This is a genomic window from Ectothiorhodospiraceae bacterium 2226 (assembly GCA_013348725.1).
Classification (GTDB): domain Bacteria; phylum Pseudomonadota; class Gammaproteobacteria.
In genome coordinates this window covers 858,415-883,303 of the sequence record CP054689.1, presented here as the reverse complement: position 1 = coordinate 883,303, position 24,889 = coordinate 858,415, and the positions used below count along the sequence as shown (strand labels likewise).

At 69.7% G+C, this 24,889-nt stretch carries 20 protein-coding genes, 1 other RNA gene and 1 pseudogene; 21 read left to right on the top strand and 1 reads right to left on the bottom strand.

The genetic code is table 11. From position 1 onward, the window contains the following. Positions 1-15: 15 nt before the first annotated feature. The 19 genes and pseudogenes from rsmI to HUS23_04065 all read left to right on the top strand — a co-directional run bounded on the left by rsmI (position 16) and on the right by HUS23_04065 (position 20,337). A complete protein-coding gene (gene rsmI, locus HUS23_04155; protein ID QKT03055.1) occupies positions 16-864 on the top strand; it encodes a 16S rRNA (cytidine(1402)-2'-O)-methyltransferase in 849 nt (282 codons plus the stop codon). A gap of 50 nt (positions 865-914) precedes the next feature. Next, positions 915-1,279: RNase P RNA component class A (rnpB, locus tag HUS23_04150), an RNA gene on the top strand. A 268-nt stretch (positions 1,280-1,547) separates the two neighbouring features. Next, complete coding sequence (gene mraZ / locus HUS23_04145; protein QKT03054.1) at positions 1,548-2,003, top strand: division/cell wall cluster transcriptional repressor MraZ; 456 nt, start codon at positions 1,548-1,550, stop codon at positions 2,001-2,003. Positions 2,004-2,130: 127 nt separating this feature from the next. Next, on the top strand, positions 2,131-3,063 hold the full coding sequence (gene rsmH, locus HUS23_04140) for a 16S rRNA (cytosine(1402)-N(4))-methyltransferase RsmH (GenBank protein QKT03053.1): 933 nt from the start codon (positions 2,131-2,133) through the stop codon (positions 3,061-3,063). Continuing rightward, entirely contained in the window at positions 3,063-3,332 is a 270-nt protein-coding gene (ftsL, locus tag HUS23_04135) for a cell division protein FtsL (GenBank protein ID QKT03052.1), read from the top strand. The genes rsmH and ftsL overlap by 1 nt, the downstream gene beginning before the upstream one ends. Beyond that, the gene (locus HUS23_04130) at positions 3,325-5,091 is read left to right on the top strand and encodes a penicillin-binding protein 2 (protein QKT03051.1); all 1,767 of its coding nucleotides are present in this window, start codon (positions 3,325-3,327) and stop codon (positions 5,089-5,091) included. Before ftsL ends, HUS23_04130 begins: the two co-directional genes overlap by 8 nt. Next, entirely contained in the window at positions 5,088-6,611 is a 1,524-nt protein-coding gene (locus tag HUS23_04125) for a UDP-N-acetylmuramoyl-L-alanyl-D-glutamate--2,6-diaminopimelate ligase (protein ID QKT03050.1), read from the top strand. Before HUS23_04130 ends, HUS23_04125 begins: the two co-directional genes overlap by 4 nt. Before the next feature lie 14 nt (positions 6,612-6,625). Further along, a complete protein-coding gene (locus tag HUS23_04120; protein QKT04963.1) occupies positions 6,626-7,975 on the top strand; it encodes a UDP-N-acetylmuramoyl-tripeptide--D-alanyl-D-alanine ligase in 1,350 nt (449 codons plus the stop codon). Beyond that, positions 7,975-9,057, top strand: a complete 1,083-nt coding sequence (locus HUS23_04115; GenBank protein ID QKT03049.1) for a phospho-N-acetylmuramoyl-pentapeptide-transferase — start codon at positions 7,975-7,977, stop codon at positions 9,055-9,057. The genes HUS23_04120 and HUS23_04115 overlap by 1 nt, the downstream gene beginning before the upstream one ends. 4 nt (positions 9,058-9,061) lie before the next feature. Then, positions 9,062-10,418: pseudogene (locus HUS23_04110) on the top strand (UDP-N-acetylmuramoyl-L-alanine--D-glutamate ligase). After that, positions 10,415-11,587: a putative lipid II flippase FtsW gene (gene ftsW / locus HUS23_04105; protein ID QKT03048.1), complete on the top strand. Its 1,173-nt coding sequence runs from the start codon at positions 10,415-10,417 to the stop codon at positions 11,585-11,587. Before HUS23_04110 ends, ftsW begins: the two are co-directional and overlap by 4 nt. Continuing rightward, positions 11,584-12,693, top strand: coding sequence for an undecaprenyldiphospho-muramoylpentapeptide beta-N-acetylglucosaminyltransferase (murG, locus tag HUS23_04100; protein ID QKT03047.1), 1,110 nt, complete (start codon positions 11,584-11,586; stop codon positions 12,691-12,693). The genes ftsW and murG overlap by 4 nt, the downstream gene beginning before the upstream one ends. Then, a complete protein-coding gene (murC, locus tag HUS23_04095; protein ID QKT03046.1) occupies positions 12,686-14,128 on the top strand; it encodes a UDP-N-acetylmuramate--L-alanine ligase in 1,443 nt (480 codons plus the stop codon). The genes murG and murC overlap by 8 nt, the downstream gene beginning before the upstream one ends. Beyond that, positions 14,125-15,036, top strand: a complete 912-nt coding sequence (gene murB, locus HUS23_04090; protein ID QKT03045.1) for a UDP-N-acetylmuramate dehydrogenase — start codon at positions 14,125-14,127, stop codon at positions 15,034-15,036. Before murC ends, murB begins: the two co-directional genes overlap by 4 nt. Then, on the top strand, positions 15,033-15,989 hold the full coding sequence (locus tag HUS23_04085; GenBank protein ID QKT03044.1) for a D-alanine--D-alanine ligase: 957 nt from the start codon (positions 15,033-15,035) through the stop codon (positions 15,987-15,989). Before murB ends, HUS23_04085 begins: the two co-directional genes overlap by 4 nt. After that, positions 15,982-16,740, top strand: a complete 759-nt coding sequence (locus tag HUS23_04080; protein QKT03043.1) for a cell division protein FtsQ/DivIB — start codon at positions 15,982-15,984, stop codon at positions 16,738-16,740. Before HUS23_04085 ends, HUS23_04080 begins: the two co-directional genes overlap by 8 nt. After that, entirely contained in the window at positions 16,733-17,959 is a 1,227-nt protein-coding gene (gene ftsA / locus HUS23_04075; protein ID QKT03042.1) for a cell division protein FtsA, read from the top strand. The genes HUS23_04080 and ftsA overlap by 8 nt, the downstream gene beginning before the upstream one ends. Before the next feature lie 135 nt (positions 17,960-18,094). Then, positions 18,095-19,231 (top strand): cell division protein FtsZ, encoded by a 1,137-nt coding sequence (ftsZ, locus tag HUS23_04070; protein QKT03041.1) that lies wholly within the window; start codon positions 18,095-18,097, stop codon positions 19,229-19,231. 197 nt (positions 19,232-19,428) lie between these two features. After that, complete coding sequence (locus HUS23_04065) at positions 19,429-20,337, top strand: UDP-3-O-acyl-N-acetylglucosamine deacetylase (protein ID QKT03040.1); 909 nt, start codon at positions 19,429-19,431, stop codon at positions 20,335-20,337. Positions 20,338-20,358: 21 nt separating this feature from the next. Here the strand turns inward: HUS23_04065 and HUS23_04060 are convergent, their stop codons facing one another. Continuing rightward, a complete protein-coding gene (locus tag HUS23_04060; protein QKT03039.1) occupies positions 20,359-20,793 on the bottom strand; it encodes a DUF721 domain-containing protein in 435 nt (144 codons plus the stop codon). Positions 20,794-20,876: 83 nt separating this feature from the next. On the opposite strand from HUS23_04060, the gene HUS23_04055 reads away from it, so the two are divergent. Both HUS23_04055 and secA read left to right on the top strand, forming a co-directional pair. Continuing rightward, entirely contained in the window at positions 20,877-21,803 is a 927-nt protein-coding gene (locus HUS23_04055) for a M23 family metallopeptidase (protein QKT03038.1), read from the top strand. 353 nt (positions 21,804-22,156) lie between these two features. Next, entirely contained in the window at positions 22,157-24,859 is a 2,703-nt protein-coding gene (gene secA / locus HUS23_04050; protein QKT03037.1) for a preprotein translocase subunit SecA, read from the top strand. The last annotated feature ends 30 nt before the right edge of the window (positions 24,860-24,889 follow it).

The window sequence follows — 24,889 nt, the reverse complement described above, 5'->3', positions numbered from 1 at the left end:
TGACGAGGTTCGGGCATGTCAATTGAAAAGGCCACGCTTTACGTGGTTGCCACGCCGCTCGGCAACCTGGGCGATATCAGCGCGCGGGCGCGCGAGGTGTTGGCCGGTGTGGACCTGATCGCGGCAGAGGACACGCGTCACAGCGCGCGTTTGCTGCAGCATCTGGGGGTGACCACGCGCTGCGTGCCGCTGCACGAGCACAACGAGCGTCAGGCCGTGCCGCGCCTGATCCGGCATCTGGGGGAGGGGCAGGCGCTGGCGCTGATCTCGGACGCCGGCACGCCCTTGGTGAGCGACCCCGGCTACGCGCTGGTACGCGCGGCGCGTGCAGCGGGCTTTACGGTAGTGCCCGTGCCGGGGCCGAGCGCGCTCATCGCGGCGCTGTCCGTCGCAGGACTGCCCACCGACCGCTTCGCCTTCGAGGGATTCTTGCCTCCCAAGGCAGGCGCGCGGGCGGCCTATCTGGCGGCGTTGCGTGAGGAGCCGCGCACCCTGGTGTTCTACGAGGCGCCGCATCGCGTGGTCGACACCTTGGCGGCGATGCGCGAGGCCTTTGGCGGCGCGCGCGAGGCGGTGGTGGCGCGCGAGTTGACCAAGCGCTACGAGACGGTACGCAGCGGCACCTTGGACGCCTTGATCGACTGGATTCAGGGCGACGCCAATCAGCAGAAGGGCGAGTTCGTGTTGCTGGTGGCCGGCGCGCCGGCGCCCCCGCGCCGCGAGCTGTCCGCCGAGGCGCGCCGCGTCCTGGAGGCGCTGGCCGCGGAGCTGCCGGTGGCGCAGGCGGTGGCCCTCGCGCAGCGCATCACCGACGCGCCGCGCAAGGCGCTCTACGATGCGGCGCTGGCGCTCAAGGCGCAGTGACGCGAAGAATTGCTGCGGGGATTGCGCCCACGTCCTTTATAATAGTCGCGGGAGTCGGCTGGGCGGTCGCTGCCGCCGCGAGGCGGTGGAGGAAAGTCCGGGCTCCGCAGGACAGGATGCCAGGTAACGCCTGGGAGGCGCGAGCCTACGGAAAGTGCCACAGAAAACATACCGCCGAACTGCGCCTTCGGGCGCGGTGGTAAGGGTGAAAAGGTGCGGTAAGAGCGCACCGCGCCGGTGGTAACATCGGTGGCAGGGTAAACCCCATCCGGAGCAAGACCAAATAGGGGAACAGCTCTTCGGAGCGCGTGTGGTCCGCACGGTTCCCGGGTAGGTCGCTTGAGGCGCGTGGTGACGCGCGTCCCAGAGGAATGACAGCCCTCGACAGAACCCGGCTTACAGGCCGACTCCCCCTTTTTTGATCCCGCCCGGGCTCCGGCACCCCGCCGGCCCAACATCTCACCTTCTTCTTCAGCTTAATCCCGCAACTTTTTGTTTTTATGTGTGCTCGTCGGGGCCGGAACGGCTCCGAGGCGAGCGCGGTAAGTTCTTGTCACGAAAGAAAGAATTTCTCTCGGCCGCGGGCCTATTCCCTTGACACTGTGCTTTGCGCCTCCCTATAGTGTCGCCAGGTGGGATGAAGTGGGAGAAGATGGGAAACTGTCCCACACCAAGGGGGGGTCGTGTTCCGCGGCGTCAATGCGCTCAATCTCGATGCGAAAGGCCGACTGGCGATGCCGAGCAAGTACCGGGATCGCTTGGGGGACGCGTGCGCCGGCCAGTTGGTGGCCACGGTCAGCGTCGACGGCGGCCACTGCCTGTTGCTCTACCCCCTGCCCGAATTCGAAGAGATCGAGCGCAAGCTGGTGAAGCTGCCGAGCCTCAACCCCCAGGCGCGGCGGCTGAAAGGCCTGTTGATCGGTCATGCGGCCGAGTGCGAGCTGGACGGCGCGGGGCGCATCCTCGTGCCGCCGGGCCTGCGCGAGTATGCCGGCCTCGACAAGCGCGTGGTGCTGGTGGGCCTGGTGAACAAGTTCGAACTCTGGGATGAGCAGCGCTGGAACGAGCAGCGCACGGCCTGGCTGAGCGAGGACTCGGAGCAGGCGCTGCCGGCCGAGCTGGAGACGCTCTCCATCTAACGGGATCTTGTGACATCGCTGTGGCGACGGCATGTGCCGCGGCGGAGAAGAAGTAGACGCGGGCAAGGACGGCCGCGCGGGGAAGGGACAGGACGCTCCTTCATCACCACCGTCGGAACGCAGGGATATGACGACAACACTGACGCACCGTCCGGTTTTGCTGGAAGAGGTGCTGGAGGCGCTCAGCGTGCATGCGCAGGGCATCTACATCGACGGCACCTATGGCCGCGGCGGTCACGCGCGCGAAGTGCTGCGGCGCCTCGGTCCCGACGGACGCCTGCTCGCGGTCGACAAGGATCCGGCGGCGGTGGCCGCGGCACGCGCCGAATGGGATGGCGATGCGCGGGTCGCGGTGGAGCAGGGCAGCTTCGCCGACATCGCGCGTTATGTCGCGGCGCGCGGCTGGCAGGGCAAGGTGACCGGCGTGTTGTTGGATCTCGGCGTCTCTTCGCCCCAGCTCGACGATGCCCAGCGCGGCTTCAGCTTCCGCGCCGAGGGCCCGCTCGACATGCGCATGAATCCGGACGTCGGCCAAAGCGCCGCCGCGTGGCTCAACACCGCCGAGCAGGCCGAGATCGCGCGCGTGCTGCGCGAGTATGGCGAGGAGCGCTATGCCGGCCGCATCGCGCGGGCCATCGTGCAGCGCCGCGCCGAGCAGCCGCTGGCCACCACGCGGGAGCTGGCCGCACTGGTGGCCGCCGCCGTGCCTACCCGCGAACGCAGCAAGGACCCCGCCACACGCACCTTCCAGGCCCTGCGCATCCAGGTGAACGGCGAACTCGCCGACCTCGAGACCTTCCTGCGCCACGTGCTGGAGGTGCTGGCGCCGGGCGGGCGCCTCGCCGTGATCAGCTTCCATTCGCTGGAGGACCGGCTGGTGAAGCGCTTCCTGCAGGACGAGGCGCGCGGCGACCATTTCCCGCCCGACCTGCCGGTGCCGGCCAGCGCCCTGCAGCCGCGGGTGCGCCTCCTTGGCCGCGCCCAGCGCGCGCGCGACGCCGAGGTGCGGGACAACCCCCGCGCCCGCAGCGCGGTGCTGCGCGTGGCGGAGAAGCTGTGATGCGCGCCTACCTCGTCCCCCTGATCCTGCTGCTCGCGGTGCTCGCCTCCGCGGTCGGCGTCGTGGTGTCCAAGCACGAGAGCCGCAAGCTGTTCGTGGAGTTGCAGGGACTGCAGGGTCAGCGCGACGCGATGCAGATCGAGTGGGGTCAGCTGCAGCTCGAGCAGAGCACCTGGGCAACGCACGGGCGCGTGGAGCGCCTGGCCGCCGGGGAGCTGGGTATGGCGCTGCCGCCGACCGACGACGTGGTCATCCTCGCCCATGACTAGCCGCCAGCCCACGCCCGCCCCCGCCTCGACGCTCCGCCTCGGCCTGGTCTATGTCCTGCTGCTGGCGGGGGCCGGCGTGTTGCTGTGGCGCATGGTCGATCTGCACGTGTTCAATCACGAGTTTCTGCGCGGGGAGGGCGAGGCGCGCCACCTGCGGGTGGTGTCGGTGCCGGCGCACCGCGGCATGATCACCGACCGTTACGGCGAACCGCTGGCCATCAGTACGCCGGTCGACGCCGTGTGGGCCAACCCGCAGGCGCTGCTCGCCGCGCGCGAGCGTCTGCCGGAGCTGGCGCAGGTCCTGGACCTCGACCCCCAGCGCTTGGCGCAGCAGGTGGAGGCCCGCCACGATCGCCAGTTCATGTACCTGCGTCGTCAGCTCCCCCCGGAGGTGGCGGCGCGCGCCACCGCGCTGGGGCTGCCGGGCGTGGCGCTGCAGCGCGAGTACCGCCGCTACTACCCGGGCGGGCCGGTCACCGCGCACGTGCTCGGCTTCACCAACATCGACGACGTGGGTCAGGAGGGCATCGAGCTCGCCTACGAGCAGTGGCTGCGCGGCACCGCCGGCAGTAAGCGCGTGATCCGCGACCGCCTCGGCCGCATCGTGGAGAACGTGGAGAGCATTCGCGAGCCGCGCCCGGGCAAGGACCTCGCGCTCACCCTGGACCGGCGGCTGCAGTACCTCGCCCACCGGGCGCTGGAGAGCGCAGTGCAGGAACATCAGGCGGTGGCGGGCTCCGTGGTGATCCTCGATGCGCGCACGGCCGAGGTGCTGGCCATGGTCAACCAGCCCAGCTACAACCCCAACAACCGGCGCGATCTCGGGTCCGAGCGGCTGCGCAACCGGGCGGTGACCGACGCCTTCGAGCCGGGCTCGACCGTGAAGCCATTCACGGTGGCCGCCGCCCTGGAGGCGGGCACCATCTCACCCGACAGTCGCATCAACACCGCCCCCGGCGTGCTCCGAGTGGGACGGGCGACCGTGCGCGACATCCGCAACTATGGCGTCATAGACGCCGCGGCATTGGTGCAGAAATCCAGCAACGTCGGCGCCAGCAAACTGGCTCTCGGCATGCCGCCCGACGCGTTGTGGGGGATGTACAGCCGGTTGGGGTTCGGTGAGCCCAGCGGCAGCGGCTTCCCCGGCGAGGCGGCGGGTCAGCTGGTGTTCCAAAGCCGCTGGAGTGACGTGGAGCGCGCCACGCTGTCGTTCGGTTACGGCCTCTCGGTGAACGCCCTGCAATTGGCGCAGGGTTACCTGGCCCTGGCCGGCGATGGCTCGTGGCTGCCTGCCACGTTCATTACGGGCAACGGACGCGAGCGGGAGATCCTGCGCCGTCAGGCCATGGCCCCCCATACCGCGCAGCTGGTGCGCGCGATGCTGGAGGGCGCGGTGCACGATCAAGGCGGCACCGCGACCTTGGCGCGCGTGCGCGGCTACCGCGTGGCGGGCAAGACCGGCACGGCCAAGAAGGCCCAGCCGGGCGGCTATGCGGAAGACCGCTACGTGTCATTGTTCGCCGGTTTCGCGCCGGTGAGCGATCCGCGGCTCGTAATGGTGGTGATGATCGATGAGCCGCGCGGCGACGAGTACTACGGGGGCCGGGTGGCGGCCCCCGTGTTCGGAACGGTGATGGCCGACGCCCTGCGCCTGCTGGACGTGCCGCCCGACGACCTGCCCTCGCTGGGCGGGCGTGTGATGGCTCAGACCGACCCCTCGGTCCGAGCCGCGCGGCTCCCACAGGAGAACAAGCGATGAGTGCATTGGCACGCCGTCACCCCGGGCGCCCGCTGGCGGAGCTGCTGGCGGGGCTGGCATCCGTGGATGCGGCCTGGAACCGCGACATCAAGGGCCTGGCGCTCGACCATCGGCAGCTGCGCCGGGACGAGCTGTTTGTCGCGCTCGCCGGCCGGCGGGTGCACGGCAAGGCCTTTATCTCGGCCGCCGTGGAGGCCGGTGCCGCCGCGGTGGTGTGGGAGCCGGAGGGCGACGCGCACGAACTGCCCACGCTGTGGCGCGGGGTGCCGTGCATTCCGGTCCCGGCGCTGTCGCAGCATGCCGGCACGATAGCGGCCCGCTTCCATCATGACCCGTCGGCCGCGCTGCAGGTGGTGGGCGTGACCGGCACCAACGGCAAGACCTCGACCGCCCATTTCATCGCGCAGGCGCTCGCCGGCGAACAGCCCTGCGGGGTGCTGGGCACGATCGGCAGCGGGCTGTACGGCGCGCTCGGCGCGGCGAGCCACACCACCCCCGACGCCCTGGCCGTGCAGGCCGCCCTGGCGGGGTTTCGCGACGCGGGGGCACCGGCCGCGGTGATGGAGGTCTCCTCGCACGGTTTGGACCAGGGGCGCGTGAACGCGGTGCACTTCCATACCGCGGTGTTCACCAACCTCTCGCGCGACCACCTCGATTACCACGGTGACATGGACCGCTACGCCGCGGCCAAGGCGCGCCTGTTCGCCACGCCGGGGCTGCGCGCGGCGGTGATCAATATGGACGATGCCCACGGCCGCGCCTATGCGGCGGGCCTCGCCCCCGACGTGCGCCTGATCGCCTACGGGACGCAGCCGACCCAGCTCGGGGCGGGCGGCGACTTCATCCTCGCCCACCGCGTCGAGCCGCGCCCCGCCGGCCTGCGCCTGCAGCTGGAGAGCAGCTGGGGCAGTGCCGAGCTCGAGGCGGCGGTGTTCGGCCGCTTCAACGCCGGCAATCTGCTGGCGGCGCTCGGCGCCCTGGTGTCGCTGGGGGTGCCCTTCCGCGAGGCGGTGGCGCGCTTGGCCGCAACGCATGGCGTGCCGGGGCGCACCGAGCGCTTCGAGGCCGCCGGCCGTCCCGCGGTGGTGGTGGACTACGCGCATACGCCGGATGCCCTCGAACAGGTGCTGCGCGCCCTGCGCGAGCATTGCGGCGGGCGGCTGTGGTGCGTGTTCGGCTGCGGCGGCGAGCGCGACCGGGGCAAGCGCGCCCCCATGGGCCGTGCTGCCGAGCGCCTGGCGGACCACGTCGTGATCACCGACGACAACCCGCGCGGCGAGGATCCGTATCAGATCATCGAAGACATCCTGACCGGCATCGACAAGCCGGACGCCGTCTACGTGCGGCGCGACCGCCCCAGCGCCATCGCGCACGCCGTCGGCTGCGCCAAACCCGCCGACCTGGTGCTCGTGGCCGGCAAGGGTCACGAGACCTATCAGCAGATCCGCGAGGCCTGCCTGCCGTACAGCGATCGCGAATGGGTCGCCCGCCTGCTGCAAGGCGAGGGGGCGCAGCTATGAGTCCCACGCACGCCATGTGGAACTTGGAGCGCGCCGCGCATGTGCTGGGGGCCGAGCTGCGCGGTCGGCCCGAGCAGGTGTTCAGCGACGTGAGTACCGACGGTCGCCGGCTCAGCGCGGGCGCGCTGTTCGTCGCGTTGCGCGGCCCGCGCTTCGATGCGCACGACTACCTGGAGCAGGCCGCCGCCGCCGGTGCCGTGGCGGCCGTGGTGGAGCGCGCGCAGGACACCGCGCTCGCCCAGTTGGTGGTGCCCGATACCCTCAAGGCCCTGCAAACGCTGGCGCAGGCCTGGCGCGAGCAATTCAGCCTGCCGCTGGTGGCGATCACCGGCAGCAACGGGAAAACGACGGTCAAGGAGATGACCGCGACCATCCTGGCGCGCCGCGGCGCGGTGCTGTACACCGAGGGCAACCTCAACAACGACATCGGCGTGCCGCTCACGCTGCTGCGCCTGCGGCGCACGCACCGCTACGCGGTGATCGAGCTCGGCGCCAACCACCCCGGCGAGATCGCGCGCCTGACGCGGCTGGCGCTGCCCGACGCCGCGCTGATCACCAACGCCGGCCCCGCGCATCTCGAAGGCTTCGGCAGCATCGAGGGTGTCGCGCAGGCCAAGGCCGAGATCTACGAAGGGCTGCCCGCGCGCGGCACCGCCATCGTCAACCACGACGACCGCTACAGCGGTCTCTGGCGGCGCCTGAACGCCGGGCGGCGCATGCTCACCTTCGGGCTGAACGAGGGCGCCGACGTCACGGCGAGCTGGCGCGCGGTGGATGAGGGCAGCCGCGTCAATCTGCGCACCCCCGCCGGCCACGTGGAGCTGACCCTGCCGCTCGCCGGCCGTCACAACGTGATGAACATGCTGGCGGCGACCTGCGCCGCCCTGGCGGTGGGCGCCACGTTGGACGACGTGCGTCACGGGCTGGAGGGCCTGCAGGGCGTGCGTGGGCGCCTGCAGCAGCGCCGCGGTCACCGCGGCGCACGGCTCATCGACGACACCTACAACGCCAATCCCGCCTCGCTGCAGGCGGCGCTGGAGGTCCTGGCGCAGCGGCCCGGGCGCCGGTTCCTGGCCCTCGGCGACATGGGCGAACTCGGCCCCGAGGCTGAGGCGCTGCACGTGCAGGCCGCGCAGGCCGCGCGCAACCAGGGCGTGGAGCGCCTGTACGCGGTGGGACGCCACACCGAAGCGGCGGCACGCGCGTTCGGCACCGGCGGGCGGCACTTCGCCAGCGTGGAAGCGCTCGCCGAGGCACTGCGCGCCGCGCTGGCGCCGGAGGTCACGGTGTTGGTGAAGGGTTCGCGCAGCATGGCCATGGAGCGTGTGGTCGAGGCGCTGTTGCCCGAGGGGGAGGCGCGCTGATGCTGTACGCACTCACCCAATACCTGGCCCAGTTCCACACCGGCTTCACGGTGTTCCAGTACCTCACGCTGCGCGCCATCCTGGGCATTCTCACCGCGCTGGTCATCTCGCTGGCCTTCGGCCCCTACATGATCCGCCGGCTGATCCGCCATCAGATCGGCCAGAACGTGCGTGACGACGGCCCCGCCAGCCACTTGGCCAAGGCGGGTACGCCCACCATGGGCGGCGCCATGATCCTGGTGGCGATCGCCGTTGGCACGCTGCTGTGGGCCGATCTCACCAGCCGCTACACCTGGGTGGTGCTGCTTACCACCCTGGCGTTCGGCGTGATCGGCTGGTACGACGACTACAAGAAGCTGGTGCTGGGCGACAGCCGCGGCTTGGCCGCGCGCTACAAGTACCTGTGGCAGTCGGTGCTCGGCTTCGGCGCGGCGATCATTCTTTATTACACCGCGCAGACGCCGGTCGAGACCCAGTTCATCGTGCCGTTCCTCAAGCACGCGGTGATCGACCTCGGCCCCGCCTTCGTCCTGCTTGCCTACCTCGTGATCGTCGGCTCCAGCAACGCTGTGAACCTCACCGACGGGCTGGACGGGCTGGCCATCATGCCGGCGGTGCTGGTGGCGGGCGCGCTCGGCATCTTCGCTTATGCCTCCGGGCATGCCCACTTCGCCAACTACCTCGGTATCCCGCACGTGCCGGGGGTGGGTGAGCTGGTGGTGTTCTGCGGCGCGCTGGTCGGCGCGGGGCTCGGTTTTCTGTGGTTCAACACCTACCCGGCGCAGGTATTCATGGGCGACATGGGCGCCCTCGCGCTCGGTGCGGCGCTGGGGCTGGTGGCGGTGGCGACGCGCCAGGAGTTGGTGCTGCTCATCATGGGCGGCGTGTTCGTGATGGAGACCGTGTCGGTCATCCTGCAGGTCGCCTCGTACAAGCTGACCGGGCGGCGCATTTTCCGCATGGCGCCGCTGCACCATCACTTCGAGTTGAAGGGCTGGCCCGAACCGCGGGTCATCGTACGTTTCTGGATCGTCACCGTGATTCTGGTGCTGATCGGCCTGGCGAGTCTGAAGATCCGGTAGCCCCATGAACGCAGCCATCGACCAACGCAAGCACGCACCCAAGACGCTCGTCGTCGGCCTCGGCAAGACGGGGCTGTCCTGTGCGCGCTTCCTGGCCGCGCGCGGCGTGCCGGTGGCGGTCACCGATTCGCGTGTCGCCCCGCCCGGTCTGGAGGCGCTGCGCGAGGAATTGCCCGACGTGGCCCTGTTCCTCGGCGGCTTCGAGCCGGCGGCCTTCGCGCATGCCGAGCAGCTGGTGGTGAGCCCCGGCGTCGCCCTCAGCGAGCCGCTGCTCGCCCAGGCCGTGCAGCGCGGCTTGCCGGTGCTGGGCGATATCGAACTGTTCGCCCAGTACGCGGACGCGCCGGTGGTGGCGGTGACCGGCTCCAACGGTAAGAGCACGGTCACCACGCTGGTGGGCGAGATGATGTGCGCCGCCGGGCGCGAGGTGCGCGTGGGCGGCAACCTCGGCACGCCGGCGCTGGACCTGCTGGGGGGCGCGGCGCCCGACTTCTACCTGCTCGAGCTGTCCAGCTTCCAGCTCGAGACCACCCGCACGCTGAATGCCGCGGCGGCCACCGTGCTCAACGTCTCGCCCGACCACATGGACCGCTACGCCGATGTCGAGGCGTACGCCGCCGCCAAGGCGCGGGTGTTGCAGGGTAGCGGGGTGTGCGTGCTGAACGCCGACGATCCGCGCGTGGCCGCCATGGCGCCGGCGGGCCGCAACTGCCGCTGGTTCTCGCTCGGCACGCCGCGCGGGGACCGGGGCTACGGCGTCATCGAGCACCAGGGCGAGGCTTGGCTCGCGCGGGGCCGCACCCCGCTGCTGCCCGCCGCCGCCGTGGCAATGGCGGGCCTGCACAACCGGGCCAATGCCCTCGCGGCGCTGGCCCTCGGTGAGGCGGTGGGCCTGCCGCCGGACGCCATGTGCGCGACCTTGCGCCGCTTCCAGGGCCTCGCGCATCGCAGCCAGCGCGTCGCCGAACACGCCGGGGTCACCTGGTACAACGACTCCAAGGGCACCAACGTGGGCGCCACCTTGGCGGCCTTGCAGGGCGTGCCCGGCGAGAAGGTGGTGTTGATCCTGGGCGGCGACGGCAAGGGCGCCGATTTCACGCCGCTGCGCGAGCCGGTGGCGGCGCGCGCGCGCCGTGGTGCTGATCGGACGCGACGCACCGCTGATCGAGGCCGCGCTGGCGGGCGTGGTGCCGACCGTGACCGCGGGCGATATGGCGGCGGCGGTGGCCGAGGCGGCGCGCCTGGCCGCGGCGGGTGACGCGGTGCTGCTCTCGCCCGCCTGCGCGAGCTTCGACATGTTCAAGGGTTACGAGCACCGCGGTGACGTGTTCACTGCCGCGGTGCGGAGGCTGCTGCCATGACGGCGCCGGTGCAAGGCGCCACGCCGCTGCCGCCGGGTACCGTGCGCCGGCCGCTGCTGCCGGTGGACCTGCGCCTGCCGCTGGCGACCGTCGCGCTGCTCGCGTTGGGGCTGGTAATGGTCGCCTCGGCCTCGGTCACCATCGCCGAACGTCAGGCCGCCGATCCTCTCTATTACTTCTGGCGCCAGGGTCTGTACGTGCTGCTCGGCTTGGCGCTGGCCTTCAGCGTGTTGCGGGTGCCGCTGCGCTCCTGGGCGGCGGCCTCGCCCTGGCTGGTCGTGGCGGCGTTCGGCCTTTTGGTGGTGGTGCTGATCCCGGGCGTGGGCCACGAGGTGAACGGCAGCGTGCGCTGGCTGCGCCTCGGCGTGTTCAACGTGCAGGTCTCCGAGCCGGTCAAGCTGTTCGCGGTGATCTACCTGGCCGGCTACCTGGTGCGCCATGGCGAGGCGGCGCGCACCACTTGGGGCGGGGTACTGAAGCCCTTGGCGCTGCTCGGGGTGCTCAGCCTGCTGTTGCTGATGCAGCCCGACTTCGGCGCCGCGGCGGTGATGCTGGTGACCGCGCTGGGGGTGCTGTTCCTGGCCGGCGCGCGCCTGCTGCACTTCGGCGCACTGCTGCTCGCCCTGGGCGCGGCGCTGGCCGCGCTGGCGATCACCTCCCCGTATCGCCTCGGCCGCCTGACCAGCTTCATGGACCCCTGGGCCGACCCCTTTAACAGCGGCTTCCAGCTCACCCAGGCGCTGATCGCCTTCGGGCGGGGGGAGTGGTTCGGGGTCGGACTCGGCAGCGGCATCCAGAAACTGTTTTATCTACCGGAGGCGCACACGGATTTCCTGTTCGCGGTGCTGGCCGAGGAACTGGGCCTGATCGGCGGCTTGGTGGTGGTGACGCTGTTCGCGCTGCTGATCTGGCGCGCGCTGGTCATCGCGCGCTTGGCCGAGCGCGCGCAGATGGCGTTCGGCGCTTACCTCGCCTACGGGCTGGCGTTGTGGATCGGGCTGCAGGCGTTCATCAACCTCGGCGTGAGCATGGGCGTGCTGCCCACCAAGGGCCTCACGCTGCCGCTGATGAGCTATGGCGGCTCCAGCATGGTGGTCACGCTGGTCGCCCTCGCGTTGTTGCTGCGCGTGGAGTACGAGGCGCGCCATGGCGAGGAGACCCGCGCATGAAGGTGCTCATCATGGCCGGCGGCACCGGCGGGCACGTGTTTCCCGCCTTGGCGGTGGCCGAGGCGTTGCGCGCGCGCGGCGACGAGGTGGAGTGGATGGGCACCGAAACCCGCATGGAGGGGACGCTGGTGCCCGCGGCCGGTTTTCCGCTGCACGCGATCAGCGTGCGCGGTCTGCGCGGCAACGGGCTGCTCGGCTGGGCGCTGGCCCCCTGGCGGATCTCCGTCGCGGTGGCGCAAGCCTTGAACATCATGCGGCGCGTGCGCCCGGCGGTGGTGCTCGGCATGGGCGGCTTCGCGGCCGGCCCGGGCGGGCTTGCGGCGCGGATGCTGCGCCGCCCGCTGGTGATTCATGAGCAAAACGCCGTGACCGGCATGACCAACGGCCTGTTGGCGCGTCACGCCGCGCGCGTGCTGGAAGGTTTCCCGGGCAGCTTCGCGGCGCGCGTGGGGGCGGTCCACACCGGCAATCCGGTCCGCGCGGATATCGCCGCGCTGCCCGCGCCGGCGCAGCGCTACGGGGCGCGCCGCGGACCGCTGCGCCTGCTGGTGTTGGGCGGCAGCCTCGGCGCGCGGGCCTTGAACGAGGCGGTAGCCGGCGCGCTCGCCGGCCTCGCGGCCGCAGAACGCCCGCTGGTGTGGCATCAGGCCGGTGCCGCCAACCTGGCCGACGCGCAGCGCGCCTACGCCGCGCACGCGCTGACCGTGGGCGAGCAGGCCGCCCCCACCGCGGGCCTCACCCTGGCGCCCTTCATCGACGACATGGCCGCCGCCTACGGCTGGGCCGACCTCGTGTTGTGCCGGGCGGGCGCGCTCACCGTCGCCGAACTGGCGGCGGCGGGGGTCGCGAGCGCGCTGGTGCCGTATCCCCACGCAGTGGACGACCACCAGACCCGCAATGCCGCCTATCTGGTGGCGCAGGGCGCCGGGGTGCTGATTCCACAGGACGCGCTGGACGGCGAGCGCGTGGCCGCGCTGCTGCGCGAGTACGCCGGCGAGGCAGGGCGCACCCGCCTGCTCGCGATGGCCGAGGCGGCGCGTGCGCGCGCCCTGCCGGATGCCACCGCGCGCGTCGTTCAACATTGCTTGGAGGTGGCGCATGCCTGAAGTCCACGGCGCCATGGTGCACGATGCGACCCCCGGCATGGGGCGCGTGCGCCGTATTCATCTGGTCGGTATCGGCGGCGCGGGGATGGGCGGCATCGCCGAGGTGCTGCTCAACCTCGGCTACGCCGTGTCCGGTTCCGATCTGGGCGAGAACGCCGTCACCCGCCGCCTGCAGTCGCTCGGCGCGCGGGTGGTGCGCGGTCACGACGCCGCGCACGTGGCCGAGGCCGACGCGGTGGTGATCTCGAGCGCGGTGGGGGCGGACAACCCCGAAGTGGTCGCCGCGCGCGAGCAGCGCATCCCCGTGGTGCCGCGCGCCGAGATGCTGGCCGAGCTGATGCGCTTTCGCCACGGCATCGCGGTAGCGGGCACCCACGGCAAGACCACCACCACCAGCCTGATCGCCAGCGTGCTGGCCGAAGGGGGCCTGGACCCGACCTTCGTGATCGGCGGACGCCTGATCAGCGCCGGCACCCATGCGCGCCTGGGCGCGAGCCGTTACCTGGTCGCCGAGGCGGACGAGAGCGACGCCTCATTCCTCTATCTGCAGCCCATGACCGCGGTGGTCACCAACATCGACGCCGACCACATGGCGACCTACGGCGGCGACTTCGGGCGCCTGCGCCAGACCTTTGTCGAGTTCCTGCACCACCTGCCGTTCTACGGCTTGGCGGTGCTGTGTACCGACAACGCCGTGGTGCGCGCCATGATCCCCGAGGTCTCGCGCCCGGTGCTGACCTACGGTTTCAACGGCGAGGCGGACTGGCTCGCCGAGGACGTGCGCCAGGAGGGCGCGCGCACCTACTTCCGCGCGCGGCGCAGCGACGGCTCGGCCGCGCTCGACATCGCGCTCAACCTGCCGGGGCGGCACAACGTGCTGAACGCGCTCGCCTCCATCGCCGTGGCGCACGAGCTTGGCGTGGCCGATGCCGATGTGCAGCGCGCGCTCGCCGGTTTCCAGGGCATTGGGCGCCGTTTTCAGGTGTACGGCGAACTGGACACGCCCGCGGGGCGCGTGCTGTACGTCGACGACTACGGTCACCACCCCACCGAAATCGCCGCGACCCTCGCGGCGGTGCGCGCCGGCTGGCCCGATCGGCGCCTGGTCTTGGCCTTCCAGCCGCACCGCTACACCCGCACCCGCGATCTGTTCGAGGACTTCACGGCGGTGCTGTCCACCCCCGACGTGCTGTTGCTGGTGGACGTCTACGCCGCGGGCGAGGCGCCCATTCCGGTCGCCGACGGGCGCACACTGGCGCGCGCCATCCGGGCGCGCGGCAAGGTGGATCCGGTGTTCGTGCCACGGGCGGGCGACCTGCCGCAGACCCTGCTCGGCGTGCTGCGCGAGGGCGACGTGCTGCTCACGCTCGGGGCGGGTGACATCGGCGCCATCGCCGCGCAGTTGCCCGGCAAGCTCACCGGAGGTGCGCCATGAACGCGCTGCCGCGAGTGGACGACCTGCGCGGGCGCCTGTTGCATGACGAGCCGCTCGCGCGCCACACCTCGTGGCGCGTCGGCGGTCCGGCCGACCGCTTCTACCTGCCGGCCGATATCGACGATCTGGCGCTGTTCCTGTCGGAACTGCCCGCGGGCGAGCCGGTGTTCTGGCTGGGCCTCGGCAGCAACCTGCTGGTGCGCGACGGCGGCCTGCGCGGCACGGTGGTGTGCACCAGCGGGGTGCTGAACGGGCTCGCGCGCCAGGCGGACGGCACGCTGCGCGCCGAGGCGGGCGTGCCCTGCGCCAAGGTGGCGCGCCTCGCGGCACGCGAGGGTCTCGGCGGTGCCGAGTTCCTCGGCGGCATCCCCGGCACCATGGGCGGTGCCCTGGCCATGAACGCCGGCGCCTTCGGCGGGGAGACCTGGTCGCTGGTGGCGGCGGTGGAGACGCTGGGGCCGCGCGGTGAGCGGCACCTTCGTACCCCGGCCCAATACCGCATCGGCTACCGCGACGTGCAGCCGCCGGTGGCGGGCGAGTGCTTCGTGGCGGCGCACCTGTGCCTGCCGCCCGCCGACGAGGATGCACGCGCGCGCACCAAGGCACTGCTCGCGCGGCGCAACGCCACGCAGCCGACCAGCCAGCCCAACGCCGGATCGGTGTTTCGCAATCCGCCCGGCGACCACGCGGCGCGGCTGATCGAGACCGCCGGGCTAAAGGGCCTGCGCGAGGGGGGCGCCTGGGTGTCGGAGAAACACGCGAACTTCATCGTGCACGCGGGCGAGGCCTGCGCGGCGGACATCGAGCGCCTGATCGAACGGGTGGCGGCGAAGGTGGCCGAGGTGCATGGCGTGACCCTGGTGCGCGAGGTGCGCATCGTGGGCGTGGCGGCCGAGGAGGGGCGATGAGCAGCGAACGTTCCGCGCAGGATTACGGACGCGTGGCGGTGCTGATGGGCGGCCGCTCGGCCGAGCGCGCCGTCTCGCTCAAGAGCGGCGCCGCGGTACTGGCGGCCCTGCAGGGGCAGGGTATCGATGCGGTGGGTATCGACGTCGGCCCGGGCGTGCTCGACGAACTCGCCCGCGGCGGCTTCGACCGCGCCTTTATCGCGCTGCACGGGCGCGGCGGCGAGGACGGCGTGATGCAGGGCGCGCTGGAGGTGCTGGGGCTGCCCTACACCGGCAGCGGCGTGCTCGGCTCGGCGCTCGGCATGGACAAGCTGCGCAGCAAGCAGGTGTTCATCGGCGCGGGGTTGCCCACGCCGCGCTACGTGCAGTTGCGCCCCGACAGCGACTTCGCGGCGGTGGAGCGCGAGCTGGGACTGCCGCTGATGGTCAAGCCCGCCCACGAGGGTTCGAGCGTCGGCATGAGCAAGGTGACCGAAGCCGGCGGGCTGGCCGCGGCGTACCGCGAGGCCGCGCGCTACGACCGGGTGGTGATGGCGGAGCAGTGGATCACCGGCGCCGAATACACCGTGGCGGTGCTGGGCACGCGCGCGTTGCCGATGATCCGCCTGGAGACGCCGCACGCCTTCTACGACTACGAGGCGAAGTACCAAGCAAACACCACGCGTTACCACTGCCCTTGCGGGCTGGATGCCGAGACCGAGCGCGCCTTCCAGGCGCTTGCGCTGGCGGCCTTCGAGGCCATCGGCGCCGGCGGCTGGGGACGCGTGGACCTGATGGTCTCCGAGGACGGCCGACCCTGGCTGATCGAGGCGAACACGGTCCCCGGCATGACCGATCACAGCCTGGTGCCGATGGCGGCGCGCGCGGCGGGCATGGATTTTCCGGCCCTGGTGCGCGCGGTGCTCGACACCAGTTTCGCGGCTCGCGCGGGGCAGGAGGGAGCGGATGGTTGAGCGCACCGCGCGCCTGCGTCGCTCGTTGCTGATCGCCTGGTTGGCGCTCGGCACCGCCGTGGCGGCGGCGGGCGCCTACTGGCTGCAGCAGAGCTCGGTGCTGCCCATCGAGCGCGTGCGGGTGGAGGGGGCGCTCGCCCACGTGACGGAGGTGGAGTTGCGCGAGGTGGTGGGGCGCCACAGCGGTGGATTCTTCCGGGTGGATGTCGATCAGGTGCAGCGCGATCTGCTCGCGTTGCCTTGGGTCCGGGAGGCGGCGGTGCGCCGCGTGTGGCCGGACACGCTGGCGGTGCATGTGGTCGAGCGCGAGGCGCTGGCGCGCTGGGCGGCGGGCGGACTGGTGAGCCGCGAAGGGCGGTTGTTCGAACCGGCCGAGGAGACCTGGCCCGAGGGTCTGCCGCTGTTCGAGGGACCGACGGGTTACCACCGGATGCTGGCGGCGCAGTTCGACGGGCTGTCGGCCGCGCTCGCGCCGCTCGACCTGCAGGTGGTACGCCTGTCGGCCGACGCACGCCGCGCCTGGTCGCTGCAACTCAGCAACGGCATCGAACTGGTGCTGGGGCGCGATGCGCATTACCCGCGCCTGATGCGCTTCGTGCGGGTGTATCCGCAGGTGCTCGCCACGCGCGAGAGCGACATTCGGCGCATCGATTTACGTTACACCAATGGCTTTGCCGTGCAGTGGAATGGCGCCGCGGCGTCCGGATGGGCGACCCGAGAGTCGCCCGAGGGAGGAGTGGTACGTGTCTAAAAAATCCGAGAAGAACCTGATCGTCGGGCTCGATATCGGCACCTCGAAAGTGGTGGCGATCGTGGGCGAGATGGCCCACGACGGTGTCGAGATCATCGGAATCGGGTCGCATCCCTCGCGCGGCATGAAGAAGGGTGTGGTGGTCAACATCGAGTCCACCGTCCAGTCCATCCAGCGCGCCGTGGAGGAGGCCGAACTGATGGCCGGCTGCCAGATCCACTCCGTATACGCCGGCATCGCCGGCAGCCATGTGCGCAGCCTCAATTCGCACGGCATCGTGGCGATCCGCGACAAGGAGGTGACCGGCAGCGACGTGGAGCGGGTAATCGACGCGGCGCGCGCGGTGGCCATCCCGGCCGACCAGAAGATCCTCCACATCCTGCCGCAGGAATTCGTGATCGACACCCAGGAAGGGATTCGGGAACCGGTCGGTATGTCGGGCGTGCGCCTCGAGGCCAAGGTGCACATCGTCACCGGCGCGGTGAGCGCGGCCCAGAACATCGTCAAGTGCGTGCGCCGCTGCGGCCTGGAGGTGGACGACATCGTGCTCGAGCAGCTCGCCTCCTCGCACGCCGTGCTGACCGACGACGAGAAGGAGCTCGGCGTGTGTCTGGTCGACATCGGCGGCGGTACCACCGACATCGCGGTGTACACCGAGGGCTCGATCCGCCACACCGCCGTCATCCCCATCGCCGGCGACCAGGTCACCAACGACATCGCGGTGGCCTTGCGCACGCCCACCCAATGTGCCGAGGAGATCAAGGTCAAGTACGCCTGCGCGCTCACCCAGCTCGCCAGCCCCGAGGAGACCATCGAGGTGCCGAGCGTCGGCGACCGGCCCGCGCGCCGGCTCAAGCGCCAGACCCTGGCCGAGGTGGTGGAGCCGCGCTACGAGGAGCTGTTCACGCTGATCCAGGCCGAGCTGCGCCGCTGCGGCTACGAGGACCTGTGCGCCGCCGGCGTCGTATTGACCGGCGGCAGCGCCAAGATGGAGGGCGTGCCGGAGCTCGCCGAGGAGATCTTCCACATGCCGGTGCGCCTCGGGCTGCCCCAGGACGTGGCGGGGCTGACCGACGTGGTGCGCAACCCGATCTACAGCACGGGCGTGGGGCTGTTGCTCATCGCCCACAACAGCCAGCGCCGACCGCGCGGCAGCGACATGCTGCGCGGCCAGGGGGTCTGGCACCGCATGAAGGGCTGGTTCCAGGGCAACTTCTGAAGGAGGCGCGATGGCTAACAAGAGGCAGTCGGCACCGGGTGCGTCCGGTGCACGGTGCGGGCGGTTCGGTCGCGGCTGAATTGATCCGCAAAATCAAGAGCTAATCACATAAAAGGCATCACGAGGAGGCACACAATGTTCGAACTAATGGACTCCTATAGCCAGACAGCCGTCATCAAGGTGATCGGCGTCGGCGGGGGCGGCGGCAACGCCGTGCAGTACATGGTGGAGCAGGACATCGAGGGGGTGGATTTCATCTGCGCCAACACCGATGCCCAGGCGCTGCGCAACTGCACCGCCCGCACCGTGTTGCAATTGGGCACGACCATCACCAAGGGTCTCGGGGCCGGTACCGATCCGGAACTCGGCCGGCAGGCCGCGCTGGAGGACCGCGAGTGCATCGCGGAGACCCTGCAGGGGGCGGACATGGTGTTCATCACGGCCGGCATGGGCGGCGGCACCGGCACCGGCGCCGCGCCGGTGGTGGCGCAGATCGCCAAGGAGATGGGCATCCTGACGGTTGCGGTGGTCACCAAGCCCTTCCCCTTCGAGGGTAAGAAGCGCATGGACACCGCCATGGCGGGCATGGCCGAGTTGAAGCAGCACGTCGACTCGTTGATCACCATTCCCAACGAGAAGCTGCTGACCGTGCTCGGCAAGGGCGCCACGCTGCTGGACGCCTTCAAGGAGGCCAACAACGTGCTGAACGGCGCGGTGCAGGGCATCGCCGAGTTGATCACCCGCCCGGGTCTGATCAACGTCGACTTCGCCGACGTGCGCACCGTGATGTCCGAGATGGGCATGGCCATGATGGGCACCGGCTGCGCGGTAGGCGAGGATCGTGCGCGGCAGGCCGCCGAGGCCGCCATCGCCAGTCCGCTGCTGGAGGACGTCAATCTCACCGGCGCACGCGGCATCCTGGTCAACGTCACCGCGGGCCTGGACATGTCGATCGGCGAGTTCGAAGAGGTGGGCAACACCGTCAAAGGCTTCGCTTCCGATAACGCCAACGTGGTGGTCGGCACGGTGATCGATCCCGAGATGAGCGGCGAGTTGCGTGTGACGGTGGTGGCCACCGGGCTGGGCGCCCCGGCGCAGAGCGTCGACAAGCCGAAGCTGGTGGTGAAGAACGCGAGCGGCGAGGTCGATTACAATAAGTTGGATCGTCCGGCGGTGATGCGTAAGCAGGCCAACGACCGCCACGCGTCGGCGGCAGAAGGCGGAATGGACTATCTGGACATTCCGGCGTTCCTGCGCCGTCAGGCAGACTGAGGGTCGGGCGCCATCGCAAGGCGCCCGCCGCTCGGGTAACGCAGGGACGTGGTATGCCGCGCGGGAGCGCTGGGCCGAAGTGTGGCCCAGCGCACGCGTGCCGCTGGGCGGTCGACTAGGCAGCGCCGCCTGCTGGTGATAACATCGCCGGTGAGCAGGCCGGCGGGCCGTGCATAGCGAGTGGACCAAAGAAAAGAATGATTTGCCAACGCACCCTCAAGAACGTTATCAGGGCCACCGGGGTCGGTTTGCACACCGGCGACAAGGTGTATCTGACGTTGCGCCCCGCACCGCCCAACACGGGCATCATCTTCCGTCGGGTGGATCTGCCCGAGCCCGTGGAGATCCCGGCCAAGCCAGAGAACGTCGGTGAGACCACCTTGTCGACCACCCTGGTGAAGGGTGACGTGCGCGTGTCCACCGTGGAGCACCTGCTCTCCGCCATGGCCGGTCTCGGCATCGACAACGCTTACGTCGACCTCAGCGCGGCCGAAGTCCCCATTATGGACGGCAGCGCGGGTCCGTTTGTGTTCCTGATTCAGTCCGCCGGCATCGAAGAGCAGCCGGTGGCCAAGAAGTTCCTGCGCATCAAGGCGCCCGTGGTCGTCGAGGACGGTGATCGCTGGGTGCGCTTCGAGCCCTTCGACGGGTTCAAGGTCTCCTTCAACATCGATTTCAAGCATCCGGCGTTCGAGGGTCGTCGCCAGACCGCCGAGATCGACTTCTCCGCCACCTCTTTCGTGCGCGAGATCGCGCGCGCCCGCACATTCGGCTTCATGAGCCAGATCGAGGTGTTGCGCGCCAACAACCTCGCCCTCGGCGGCAGCCTCGACAATGCGGTGGTGGTGGATGACTTCCGTATCCTTAACGAAGACGGCCTCCGCTACGAGGACGAGTTCGTCAAGCACAAGATTCTGGACGCCATCGGCGACTTGTACCTGCTGGGCTACAGCTTGATCGGCGCCTTCAGCGGTAGTAAGTCGGGTCACGCCCTGAACAACCGCCTGCTGCGCACACTGCTGGCGCAGGAGGATGCGTGGGAGTTGGTGACCTTCGAGGACGAGGCCACCGCGCCAGTCTCCTTCATCCGGCCCGTGCCGGCCTGAAGCCGCGCGGCCTCCGGGCCCTCAGCGCGAGCGGGGGGCGCGCCGCGCCAGGCGGCGCAAGGCGTCGCCCAGCGCAGGCGGCAGGCCGTTCGAGGCATCGAGCAGTATTTGTGCCGCGCGCTCCGACAGGGTCGCGCGCTGGGTCGGCGTCTCGGTAGCCGCGGGGCGCACTTTCACGCGGACCTGGGCGACGGTAGGCTCGCCCCCCGTGTGCAGCCGCGCGAGCACCGCCGGCGCACAGTAGCGCAGGCGTGCCGCCCAGGCCGGGGAGTCGGTGTACAGGATCAACGTGCCGTCGCGCACGCAGCCCACGCGGCAGTGCGCCGCCGCCGGACCGAGGGGGCCGGCGATAGCGGCCTGGATCGCCGCCAGGCGACGACTTTCCAGCAGTAACGCTCGGGCGCGGGGTTCAAGCTGACCCAGCCAGCGACCGACAGGCTTAGGGGAACGACCCAAGGACAAGCCTCCAGAATGCGATACGGCTCAATTAACCCGGCACGAGGCCGATGAGTCGTCTATAACACTAAAGGACGTTATTGATGGACGTCATTCTACTAAGAAAAAATCGCATGGATGCTGCGAATCGCCTCACACTGAACGGATTCACCGCTGCCGCGCTCGCGCTGGCGATCTTCGGCCTTATGCCGCTGTTGGCCCTGTATGCGGGGTACCACTGGGGTGCCAACCGGGCCGAGCTAAGCCCCGAGCAAGTCGCCGCCGCGCTGCATGCCGAACTGGCCGAGCAGCGCGCGCAAGTCGAAGAGGTTCGGCGCGTCGCGCAGGAGAACGTCAACGCCCTGGCCCGCCGGCTCGGACAGATGCAGGCCCACGTCATTCGCCTGGACGCGCTCGGGCATCATTTGACCCAGGCGGCGCAACTCGACGGCGGTGAGTTCGATTTCGAGAATCCGCCGGGCATCGGCGGCCCCGAAAGCACCATCGCCGAAGCAATCCCTCCGCATGATTTCATGAAGATGCTCGATGACCTGGCGCTGCAGATCGAAGACCGCAGTGTCCAACTCGGCGTGCTCGAGAACCTGATCATGAACCGCAACCTGATGGCCGAGGTGCTGCCGGCGGGGCGCCCGATCACCAGCGGGTGGATGTCCTCGAGCTACGGCACACGTACCGATCCCTTCTCCGGGCGGCGCGTCTACCACAACGGCGTGGACTTCGCCGGCAAGGAGGGCTCCGACGTGGTCGCGTTGGGCTCGGGCGTGGTGACCTTCGCCGGCCGCCGCGGCGGCTATGGCAAGCTGGTGGAGATCAATCACGGCAACGGCTACGTGACCCGCTATGCGCACCACAAGGAAATCCTGGTGGAGGTGGGTGAGACCGTGAAGCGCGGGCAGGTAATTGCCCTCTTGGGCTCGACCGGCCGCTCCACCGGGCCGCACGTCCACCTCGAGGTGCTGCGCGACGGCAAAGTGGTGAACCCCATCCAGTACGTGCGGGCCTCGCGCTAGAAGCCTGCCCGCCCTGCATCTGCGCCGCGGGTGGCGCGCGGCCGATGCAATCCAGGCTGTCGATCCTGGGCATAGTCACGAGACTACGCGCCTTAGGGATCGGAGATAAGAACGGGTGCGCCGCCGCCGTCGCGGCATGATGACCCGGACAGGCCAAGGCCCCTCTGCTTCATACCTCGCCATTCCCGCTTCTCGCTGTCCCAAGCCGCGCCGCCGGTGGCGGCGGTCCACTTGGGGCCCACATTGCGCTATCATCGTATCCCTTTAGGGGTTCGCCCCTTCACGGCGCAGCACGGCAGGCGGCGTACGCGCGCCCGCCGCATCCGCTCTAGCGCCCGGAATTCGGATGGAGAATGGTTACGAAACTCCTCAATCGCATGTTCGGCAGCCGCAACGAACGCACCGTCAAGCGGCTCAGTCGGGCGGTCGAGCAGATCAACGCCTTCGAGCCGCAGTTCGAGGCCTTGTCCGATGAGGCCCTGCGCGCGAAAACGGAGGAGTTTCGCGCCCGTCTCAAGGATGGGGCCAGCCTCGACAGTCTGCTGCCGGAGGCCTTCGCCGCCGTGCGCGAGGCGGGCAAACGCGTGCTCGGCATGCGCCACTACGACGTCCAGCTCATCGGCGGCATGGTGCTGCATCAAGGCAAGATCGCCGAGATGCGCACCGGTGAGGGTAAGACCCTGGTCGCGACCCTTTCGGCCTATCTGAACGCGCTGCCCGGCAAGGGCGTGCACGTCATCACGGTCAACGATTACCTGGCGCGCCGCGACGCCGAATGGATGGGCAAGCTGTACGGCTTCCTCGGCATGGAAACGGGGGTCGCGGTGGCCGGCATGATGCCGGAGGAAAAGCGCGCCGCGTATCACGCCGACATTACCTACGGCACCAACAACGAGTTCGGCTTCGACTACCTGCGCGACAACATGGCGTTCAGTCTGCAGGACAAGGTGCAGCGCCCGCTGCACTTCGCCATCGTCGACGAGGTGGACTCCATCCTGATCGACGAGGCGCGCACACCGCTGATCATCTCGGGCCCCGCCGACGACAGCGCCGAGATGTACACGCGCATCAATGCGCTGGTCCCACGCCTCACGCGCCAGGAGGAAGAGGACGGGCCCGGCGATTACAGCGTGGACGAGAAGGCGCGCCAGGTGTACCTCACCGAAGAGGGGCACGAGCACGTCGAAGAGCTGCTGGGCGAGGCGGGTCTGCTCGGTGAAGGCCAGAGCCTCTACGACGCGGCCAATATCCAGCTCATGCACCACATCAACGCCGCGCTGCGCGCCCACGCGCTGTTCCAGAAAGACGTGCACTACATCGTCAAGGAACGGCAGATCGTCATCGTGGACGAGTTCACCGGCCGCACCATGGCCGGGCGACGTTGGTCGGAGGGCCTGCACCAGGCCATCGAGGCCAAGGAAGGCCTGCCGATCCAGCACGAGAACCAGACGCTGGCGTCGATCACCTTCCAGAACTACTTCCGCCTGTACGAGAAGCTGTCCGGCATGACCGGCACGGCCGACACCGAGGCCTTCGAGTTTCAGCAGATCTACGGCCTCGAAGTGGTGGTCATTCCGACCAACAAGCCGATGTTGCGGCAGGACCTCGGTGACTTGGTGTACCTCACCCCCGAGGAGAAGTTCGCCGCGGTGATCGAGGACATCAAGGACTCTCACGGGCGGGGCCAGCCGGTACTGGTGGGCACCACCTCCATCGAGGTGTCCGAGTACCTTTCGCGCATGCTCAAGAAGGCGGGCATCAAGCACGAGGTGCTGAACGCCAAGCAACACGAGCGCGAGGCGGACATCGTTGCGCAGGCCGGGCGTCCGCAGGCGGTGACCATCGCCACCAACATGGCCGGCCGCGGCACCGACATCGTGCTCGGGGGCAGCCTGGATGCGGAACTCGCCAAGCTCGAGGACCCGGATCCGCAGACGGTCGAACGTATCCGCGCCGATTGGCGCGAGCGCCAGGCCAAGGTGCTGGAGGCGGGCGGCCTGCATATCATCGGCACGGAGCGTCACGAATCCCGGCGCGTCGACAACCAGTTGCGCGGCCGCGCCGGCCGCCAGGGCGACCCCGGCTCCAGCCGGTTCTACGTGTCCTTGAAAGACAACCTGATGCGTATCTTCGCCTCCGACCGCGTGACCGCGCTGATGCAGCGCCTGGGCATGCAGGAAGGCGAGGCCATCGAGCACCCGTGGGTGAGCAAGGCCATCGAGAACGCGCAGCGCAAGGTCGAGGGGCACAACTTCGACATCCGCAAGCAGTTGCTCGAGTACGACGACGTCGCCAACGATCAACGCAAGGTCATTTACGAGCAGCGCAACGAACTGCTGGCCGCCGAGGACATTGCGGAGACTATCCGCAACATCCGCTACGACGTGTTCCAGTCGCTGATCAGTACCTACATCCCGCCCGAGAGCATGGATGAGATGTGGGACGTGCCGGGACTGGTCGAGGCGCTGGAGCGCGAGTTCGGCCTCAAGCTCGACATCCAGGGCTGGCTGGACGCGGACGACGACCTGGCCGAAGAAGGGCTGCGCGCACGCATCCTGCAGGAGGCCGAGCGCGTCTATGCCGAGAAGGAGGCGCAGGTCGGCGAGAAGGTGATGCGTCACTTCGAGAAGGCGGTCATGCTGCAGGTGCTCGATCAGCAGTGGAAGGAGCACCTGGCGGCCATGGACCACCTCCGCCAGGGCATCCACCTGCGCGGCTATGCGCAAAAGAACCCCAAACAGGAGTTCAAGCGCGAGTCCTTCGAGCTGTTCACGCGCCTGCTCGAGCGCATCAAGCATGAAGTGGTGGCCATCGTCACCCGCGTGCAGGTGAAGGCGCCGGAGGACGTGGAGGCGGTCGAGGAGCAGCGCCGCCGCGCTGCGCCCGCGATGAGCTTCCAGCACGCGCCGGCGGCCGCCATGGCGGGCGACGCCAACGGCGGCGAGGGCGACCGCGCCGGCACCTTCGTGCGCGAGCAGCCCAAGGTCGGCCGCAACGAGCCGTGTCCTTGTGGCTCGGGCAAGAAATACAAGCAGTGCCACGGGCGCCTGGCCTAACGCGCGGCGCCGTTCAATACATCCTCCACC